Source organism: Mycobacterium sp. E136 (assembly GCF_001666865.1).
In the GTDB taxonomy this organism is placed as follows: domain Bacteria; phylum Actinomycetota; class Actinomycetes; order Mycobacteriales; family Mycobacteriaceae; genus Mycobacterium.
Genome location: NZ_LZJE01000351.1, coordinates 1 through 7810, shown reverse-complemented (window position 1 = coordinate 7810; position 7810 = coordinate 1). Strand labels below are relative to the sequence as shown.

Below are 7810 nucleotides of genomic sequence, written 5' to 3'. Positions count from 1 at the left end.
GCGCGGCCGCAACACGGACGATGAGGAGCATCTCGAACCTCCATCGGATCGGCTGGTTCCGTTCGTCAGGCAGGTCAATGGTATGCCCGCGACGATGCGCCCCGGGGAGCATTCAGCAAACATGGGTTCAGCGCACGGCCGCGTGGTGCGGCGGTTGACCAGGTCGGCGCCGACAGGCGGGTCATGAGGGCGTCGACTGCCCTGACCGTTACCCTAGGGGGTATCCTTCACGGCATGTTCAGGTTGGCTAGACGCTCAGTGGCCAGGCATTCCACGGCACGAATGCTCGTCGCGGCGTCGACGGTGACCGGCGTGATCTCGCTGGGCGCGTGTACGACGGAAGACGCCCGCCCGACGGCCCCATCGCCAGCGGAGACGGCGAGTGCCGCGCGGCTGGTGGACCCAGAGGAGTTCGCCGCAGCGATCGCCGAGCCCGATCGCGTGACCGTGAACGTTCACGTGCCCTTCGAGGGAGACATCCCCGGTACCGACCTGTCGATCCCGTTCGATCAGATCGCCGCACAAGCCGAGCGCCTCCCCACCGACCGCAGCACTGCCCTGGCCATCTATTGCCGCTCCGGGCCGATGAGTACGGTTGCGGCCCAGACACTTCGCGATCTCGGCTACACCGATGTCGTCGAACTCCGCGGGGGCATGCGCGCGTGGCAATTTGGCGGTCGTCAGGTGAACGGCATCTGACCGATCGTGCTGGGGGGCGGCACCTCAGGGCCTGGTGGTTGAAGTGGCGACCGCCTGTGGCTGAAGTCGGCCGGCGCGGTCCAGTCGGTAGAGCGCGAAAGCCGCCATCACCCCGATGGCGCTCAATACGAGCCACGTCAGCTCTGGCGCTCCGGCGTCGGCGGTCTTCTGCATGAGCATTCCCGTGGCGAGATTGCCGACGAGAATTCCGATTCCGACGATGGTGTTGTAGAACCCGTAGTGCGTTCCGACCAACCGGCCGCCGGCCAGGGACACCACCGTGTCCATTTCGAATGGGAACACCGCGGCCGATCCGATTGCCAGCACTGCGGCACCGACGAGAAGTGCCATCACCGCTGCGATCTCGCCGGCACGGCTGCGGTCGGGCAGCACGGCCATCGGAATGAACGACGACGCGAGAACCAGCATGCCGATCACCAGGGAGTGCCCCGCCCCCCACCGCTTGGCGAACCACCGTGTGATCTTGAGCTGGCCTGCGACCGCGACCAGTCCGGAGATGACGAAAACACCCGCGACCACGAGCGCTTCGGCATTCGGCAGCAGATCCTTGGCCTGTAGGGGTAGCGCCAGATAGACCTGGAAGGAGAGCACATACGAGCCGACCATCGCCACCGCGAAGAGCAGGAAGGACCGGTTGGCCACGACCGTTCGCCAGTCCTCCAATATCGAGGAGGCTTCCCGGGGCTGGGTGGCGTTGTGCTGCGGGAGCGCAAAGAGCTGCGCGATTGTCAGAGCCGCAAAGATCGCGGCCGCCGCGGCCGCTGCAATGCGAAAATCGAGGACCATCAACGCCAGGCCGACCAGCGGACCGGCAAGGATGCCCCCCTGGTAAAAGACGTTGAACAGGGCGAAGGCTTCGACACGACGGGGACCGGCATCGGCGGCGAGGTACGCGCGCACTGCCGGATTGAACAGGGCGCCGGCAAATCCTGTTGCCGCCGAGGCGATTAGGACGGTGGGTAACGAGTCGGCGATGATCAGGAGGCCGAAGCCGACGGTGCGCAGCAGACAACCGGCGACGATGAGCGGCTTGTATCCGATGCGGTCGGCCAAGGTTCCGCCGACGATGAACATGCCCTGCTGAGAGAAGTTGCGCACGCCCAGGACCAGACCGACGGCCCAGGCGGCCAGCCCGAGCGGCCCCGCGAGGTATCCGGCCAGGTAGGGCATCAGCATGTAGAAGCCCAGGTTGATGCCGAACTGGTTGATCATCAGCAGCCGGCTCGGCCACCCGAAATTGCGGAATTCGGCGACAAGGCTCCTCATCGCATCGCCTCTACCGGATCCACGATCGTGGCGCACCGTGTCCACGAGGACACCACACGTTGTCTTGGGTCATCGATGACCGCCGGTTCGGCGGGAGGTGTTTCGCCGAGGAGACCGTGCTCGCGGCAGAAATCGTCGTTGTAGATGGTGTCGAAGTAGCGCTGTGGGCCGTCGGGGAAAATCGCCGCGATCGTCATATCCGCCGGATAGCTGCGCGCCGCCCAGCCGGCGACCAGAGCCACCGCGCCGACACTCCAACCGCCACTGGCGTAGTGGGTGGCCGCCATCGTGCGACATGCCCACACGGCTTCGGCAGGGGCAACCCAATGGACCTCGTTGAAGGCCCCGTAGTCGACGTTTCCCGGATAGATGCTCGACCCCAGGCCGCGCATCAGTCGTGTCGAGGCTGGTTGGCCGAAGATGGTGGAGCCCACCGTGTCGACCCCGATCAATTGCATGTCGGGGTTGAACTCCCGCAACACCCGCGCCACGCCGGCCGAGTGACCGCCGGTACCGACCGAGCACACCAGCACGTCGACGGTGCCGAGTTGAGCGTGCAATTCCAGAGCCAGCCCACGGTACGCGTCGACGTTATCAGGGTTGTTGTACTGATCGGGATACCACGCGCCCTCCTCGGCGGCCAGCACCTGCAGCACCCGATCACGGCGCGCCTGCTGCCAACCGCCGTCGGGATGCGGCTCGGTCACCAGGTCGACATCGGCGCCATACGCCCGCAGCATTCGCTGGATGATCGGCTCCATGCCGGGATCGGTCACCAGGGTGACCGGATGCCGATAGACCGTGCCGGCCAGCGCGAGGCCCAAACCCAATGTACCGCTGGTCGATTCGACTATTCGGCGGCCTGGCCGGAGCGCACCGCTGGCCCGCGCACGCTCCACCATGTACATGGCCGGACGGTCCTTCATGCCACCAGGACTGAAGCCCTCGAGCTTGGCCCAGAAGCCTCGATGAGCCGGCGCAAAGGGTTCTGCAATGCGCAACACCGGGGTGTGGCCGACCATGGTGCCCGGGCGGTCATAGCGGCCCAGGCATCTTTGACCAGGAGTATGCGGTTTCAGAGTATGAAGGGACAGAACGTGATTCATCTACGTGCATCGCTTCTGTGTCGAGCCGCGCAAATCGGTACGCGGCAGCTGAAAGGGGGCGACGGTCACCGACCGTGCCGCAACCAGGCGGCGTGGTCTGACGCCACCGGATCAGCGTCGCGCGATGCAGAGACGGGTGAGCAGCACCCGGCCGGACAGAACGGAAGGTCGCGACTTGGGCGGACCGCGGATGGCAGCCAGTGCCGGTTGATGCCAGCACACCGCGACAACCGCGAGCGCGGCAATCAGCCCCAACAGGACGAGTGAGGTGGACGCTCGCGGAAGAACCGCCTCGGCGAGCGCATCCGGGGGCAACGTGGGCGACGCATCACCGATGTGCTGATGATCGATGACGGCCGGGTGATCGCCGACGAGAGCCGACGAAAGTCCATGCGGCCCATGCGCCGTGGTGACCTCGTCGACCGGCAGCGTCCACTGGGCGGCGACGGTGACGAGCCACAACGCCATGCCCAGCGCGATCGCCGCGCCGGTCCGCGACGCCCGGACGGCCATCTGGTATCTCACAATGTTCCCGAGGGTAGCAGCGCAACGGCGATCGGCTTCCTCACCCAAAGACCTGACGCCATCTCGTTATCGGGACGCGACACCAGTGCATCCGCATACCTGCGAAGGCCTGGTCAAAGCGTGTGCAGCGCCCGCGACGTCCTCCGTGAACCACGCCGTGCGATCCGGTCCATCGCTGTTGAGCGATCGGGCTTCTTTATCAAATCTTCAGGGAACGACTACAGCACTCCTATGGCCGTTCGAGAAGACTTGGCGACAAATCGGTGCGTGATGGACGTGGAGGATGTGTGGTGAAGGTGAACAGGCCCAGCGCGATCGGAGCGGCGGTGCTGGCCGCGGTGTCTGTAGTCGCGGCGTGCGGCAACTCTGCGACCAACCAAGAGACGGCATCCGCCGCTCCCACTCAAACCGTGAGTACAGCGCCGGCAGCAGACCACAATCATGCCGACGTGATGTTTGCCCACCACATGATCCCGCATCACCAGCAAGCGGTAGAGATGAGCGACATGATCCTGCAAAAGCAGGGCATCGACCCGCGGGTAGCCGACATGGCGAGGCAGATCAAGGATGCGCAGGGCCCGGAGATCGAGCAGATGCAGGGTTGGCTCGACCAGTGGGGTATGCCCGGAATGCCCGGGCCGGGCGGAATGCCCGGGCCGGGCGGAATGCCCGGGCCGAAAGGCACCGGTGGCAACATGCCCCCTGGGCATGGCGGAATGCATGGTTCGGGCACCGAAACCGTCTCTCCGCCGGCATCGCCGGGGCCGAGCGGGTCAATGATGCCGAGCATGGGAAACATGCCGGGCATGGAAGGGATGATGTCGCCGGCCGATATGCAGGCCCTGCAGAACGCTCAGGGCGTCGAGGCCAGCAAGCTCTTTCTCACCCAGATGATTCGGCACCACCAGGGCGCAATCACCATGGCGCAGAACGAGGTCGACAACGGTCAGTTCCCCGACGGCGTCGCGCTGGCCAAATCGATGGTGAGCAGCCAGCAGAAGGAGATCGACACGATGAACGAGATACTCAAGTCGCTGTAGTGGCCCGCACGGTCGCGGATACGTTGTCACCACCCGACGGCGTAGTGCGTCGAGTCAGGAGCTGACCGTCGGCGAGGCTTGATGCTTGTCGAAGGCGTGGGCTCCGATCACTGGATGTAGGGGCACCGTCACGATGAAGGTGGTCCCTTCTCCGGGTCCGCGGCTGGTCGCGCTGATGTGGCCGCCATGGGCCTCGGTCAGCGCCTTGGCGATTGCCAACCCGATCCCCGCACCACCCCGGTCACGGTCTCGGGCGGTGTCTGCCCGGTAGAAGCGCTCAAAGAGGTGTGGCAGATGTTCGGCGGCGACGCCCTCGCCGTCGTCGGAAACGGTGAAGACCACATCGGTGCCGACAGTCCCGACAGCGAGGGTGACGTGGCCGCCGGCCGGAGTGTGCCGGAGAGCGTTGTCGAGCAGATTCCCGATCACCTGGGTCAGGCGCTGGCGGTCACCCCATAGTCGGGGCGCGTCATCGAGTCGAACCCTCAGCGCCACACCAGCTTCGGTGTAGCGATCGGCGAACGCGGCACGCACCGTGCCGATCAGCTGACCGGGGTCGACCCACTCGGGTGCGATGGTGGTGTGGGCCTCCTCGGCTTGCGCGAGGGCGGCGGCGTCCGCCGAGAACCGCACCAGTCGGCCGGTCTGCTCACGCAGCATTGCGACGGTCTGTGCGTCGAGGGTTCTCACACCGTCCTCGACGGCCTCCAGGTAGGCCTCGAGCACCGCCACCGGGGTACGGATCTCGTGGGCCAGGTCGCCGAACAACCGGCGGCGGGTCGATTCGACCGACTGAAGCCGTTGCGCCATCTGGTTGAACGCGGTTGCCAGCCCACCGAATTCATCGCCCAGTCGTGGTGGTGCCACCCGGATGTCGTAGCGGCCCTCGGCGACGGTCGCCGCCGCCGCAGATATCTCGGCGACCGAGCGCTGCACGCGCCGGCTCAGATATACGGTGACCACGAGCGCGGTCAAGGCCGCCACCGCGATAGCGGTCCCGACCGAAATAGCCGTGGCGTGGCGGTAGGCCTGTTCGGCGTGGAACTGCTCACTGGAGTTGTGTGGCACACCCGCCTGATGGAGGTGGTCACGGAACAGCGGCGGGCCGACCAGTGACGCCACCACCCAGGTCGTGACGCCGACGGCGAGCAACACCAGTCCCTGCGCCAACAGCAACCGGCGGAGCATCCCGGTACCCGTCGACGCCCTCACTGCCCGGTCCGCATCCGGTACCCCACTCCGCGAACGGTGAACACGAAGCTGGGCTCGGCAGGGTCGTCACCCAGTTTGCGCCGAAGATGTCCGACGTGGACATCGACGAGGTGGCGGTTGCCGACCCATGTCTCCCCCCAAACTGCTTCGATGAGCTGCCGGCGGCTCCACACCACACCAGGGCGTGACGACAGCACGGCGAGAATGTCGAACTCAGTGCGCGTCAACGCAATCAACTGGCCACCGAGATACACCTGTCTGCCCGCGACATCGATCGACAGAGGGCCAAACACCCGCGGTGCCGGCACCTCGGCGCTCATCGACCCCGTTGCCGGGTCAGGTGCGCCGACGGTGCGAGGCCGACGCAGCATGGCGCGGATCCGCGCGACCAACTCCCGTGGACTGAACGGCTTGGTCATGTAGTCGTCGGCGCCGACCGAGAGGCCGACGATCGTATCGACCTCGGTGTCGCGGGCGGTCAGCATCACGACGTAAGCGTCGGAGAACGTCCGCAGCTGCCGACAGACCTCGACCCCGTCGATCCCCGGCAGGCCGAGATCTAACACCACCACATCCGGGTCGACCTCACGTGCCACGTCGAGCGCTTCGCCCCCCGTGTGGCGCACCGTGACGTCGAAATGCTCCCGCTCGAGATAGCTCGCCACCACTTCCGCCAGCGGCGCCTCATCATCGACGACCAGCGCGCGGTAGCCGGAATACGCAGTGCAGGCGGACGATTGCGCGGCGGTATCCATCACCCCATCGTGCCGCTCAACCGCCCGCTTCTGGGCTGTTGACGAAATCTTCACACAACCATCATCAAACCAGTCCTGGCGCTACCCGGACCGCGGCCGGAGATGGTGGTCGCAGGCCGGCATCGCCCTCAGGCGAGGACCACGCGGTCCCACACCCGATGTTCGCCCAGCCCGTCGATCAGCGACTGGGCGAGGGTCGCGGAATCCGAGCCGGAGAACACTCCCGGCCCTTCGGTCGGAACCGCAGCGGCGGCGGCGAGCTCGGTGCCCTGCGGCAGCACCGCGATCGCCTTGTGGTGCCGGAAAGCCTCGTCGACAATGGTTTTCGCCTTGACGTCGGCCGGTGACCCGGCGATGAGGATCGCATCGAACTCGACCGAGCGAGCGGTCGCATAGGTGCGAGAGACGGGCACGGTGCCGCCGTCGTGCTCCAGCGTGCCGCCATGGGCGGCGACGACGAAGGGCACGTTCTTGGCATTCGCGATCGCGGCGACAGCGGCCGCCACGCCGCTGGCATCGGTGTCGGGGCCGGTGAGGATGCCGATCTGACGACCCTCGACGGGCCACTCCTCTCCGACCTGGGCCACCGCGGGGCTCAGCACGTCGGGATCCGAAGGAGGCACGGTCGGCGCGGGCGCCTCGAGGCCCAACCCCGCTGCGACGGTCGCGCACAGCTCGGCGTCGATGTTCGCCAACGCCGCGAGCTGGCGCTCCTTGACCGCCTGCTCGTAGCACTTGCCCAGCTCGAACGTATAGGCCTCCGCGATGTGCTCCTGTTCTGCGCGGCTGAGGCTGCGGTAGAACAGCGTCACTTGGCTGAAATGGTCGTCATAGGTGGCCGGGGCGGCACGCCGCTTCATCGACTCGGGAACCACAGTCGGCACCTCGATGAACGCGCCGGTGTCCGCGCCAGCAAGGAACGGGCAGCCGCCGTCGAGGGAATTCGGCTTGTACGGCGCGACCCCGGGATGCACGCCGTGCTGGTGGAACCCGTCGCGGAACATGTCATTGACCGGCGCGTGCGGCCGATTGATCGGGATCTGGCCGAAATTCGGACCGGCGAGCCGGGTGATCTGCGTGTCGAGGTAGGAGAAGAGCCGCGCCTGCAGAAGCGGATCGTCGGTGATGTCGATGCCCGGCACCAGGTGCCCCGGGTGAAACGCCACCTGCTCGGTCTCGGCGAAGA

General features: G+C 66.4%; 8 protein-coding genes. 2 read left to right on the top strand and 6 right to left on the bottom strand.

Going from position 1 to position 7810, the window contains the following annotated elements:
- Positions 1-282: 282 nt before the first annotated feature.
- Positions 283-699 (top strand): rhodanese-like domain-containing protein, encoded by a 417-nt coding sequence (locus tag A5698_RS23605; protein WP_156670869.1) that lies wholly within the window; start codon positions 283-285, stop codon positions 697-699.
- Positions 700-723: 24 nt separating this feature from the next.
- Here A5698_RS23605 and A5698_RS23600 read toward each other — a convergent pair whose 3' ends face one another.
- From A5698_RS23600 to lpqS, 3 genes are all read right to left on the bottom strand, one after another.
- Positions 724-1986, bottom strand: coding sequence for an MDR family MFS transporter (locus tag A5698_RS23600; protein WP_068301863.1), 1263 nt, complete (start codon positions 1984-1986; stop codon positions 724-726).
- Complete coding sequence (locus A5698_RS23595) at positions 1983-3092, bottom strand: PLP-dependent cysteine synthase family protein (protein ID WP_068301861.1); 1110 nt, start codon at positions 3090-3092, stop codon at positions 1983-1985. The genes A5698_RS23600 and A5698_RS23595 overlap by 4 nt, the downstream gene beginning before the upstream one ends.
- A 111-nt stretch (positions 3093-3203) precedes the next feature.
- Entirely contained in the window at positions 3204-3605 is a 402-nt protein-coding gene (gene lpqS / locus A5698_RS23590; RefSeq protein WP_067083470.1) for a putative copper homeostasis (lipo)protein LpqS, read from the bottom strand.
- A 302-nt stretch (positions 3606-3907) separates the two neighbouring features.
- On the opposite strand from lpqS, the gene A5698_RS23585 reads away from it, so the two are divergent.
- Complete coding sequence (locus A5698_RS23585; RefSeq protein ID WP_068301874.1) at positions 3908-4657, top strand: DUF305 domain-containing protein; 750 nt, start codon at positions 3908-3910, stop codon at positions 4655-4657.
- Between the two features lie 54 nt (positions 4658-4711).
- Here the strand turns inward: A5698_RS23585 and A5698_RS23580 are convergent, their stop codons facing one another.
- The 3 genes from A5698_RS23580 to A5698_RS23570 form a co-directional block, all read right to left on the bottom strand.
- On the bottom strand, positions 4712-5869 hold the full coding sequence (locus A5698_RS23580) for a sensor histidine kinase (RefSeq protein WP_068301856.1): 1158 nt from the start codon (positions 5867-5869) through the stop codon (positions 4712-4714).
- Positions 5866-6624 (bottom strand): response regulator, encoded by a 759-nt coding sequence (locus A5698_RS23575; RefSeq protein ID WP_068301850.1) that lies wholly within the window; start codon positions 6622-6624, stop codon positions 5866-5868. Before A5698_RS23575 ends, A5698_RS23580 begins: the two co-directional genes overlap by 4 nt.
- A 128-nt stretch (positions 6625-6752) precedes the next feature.
- Positions 6753-7810, bottom strand: a 1058-nt coding sequence (locus A5698_RS23570; protein WP_156670868.1) for a catalase, incomplete at its 5' end; no start/stop codon positions are given.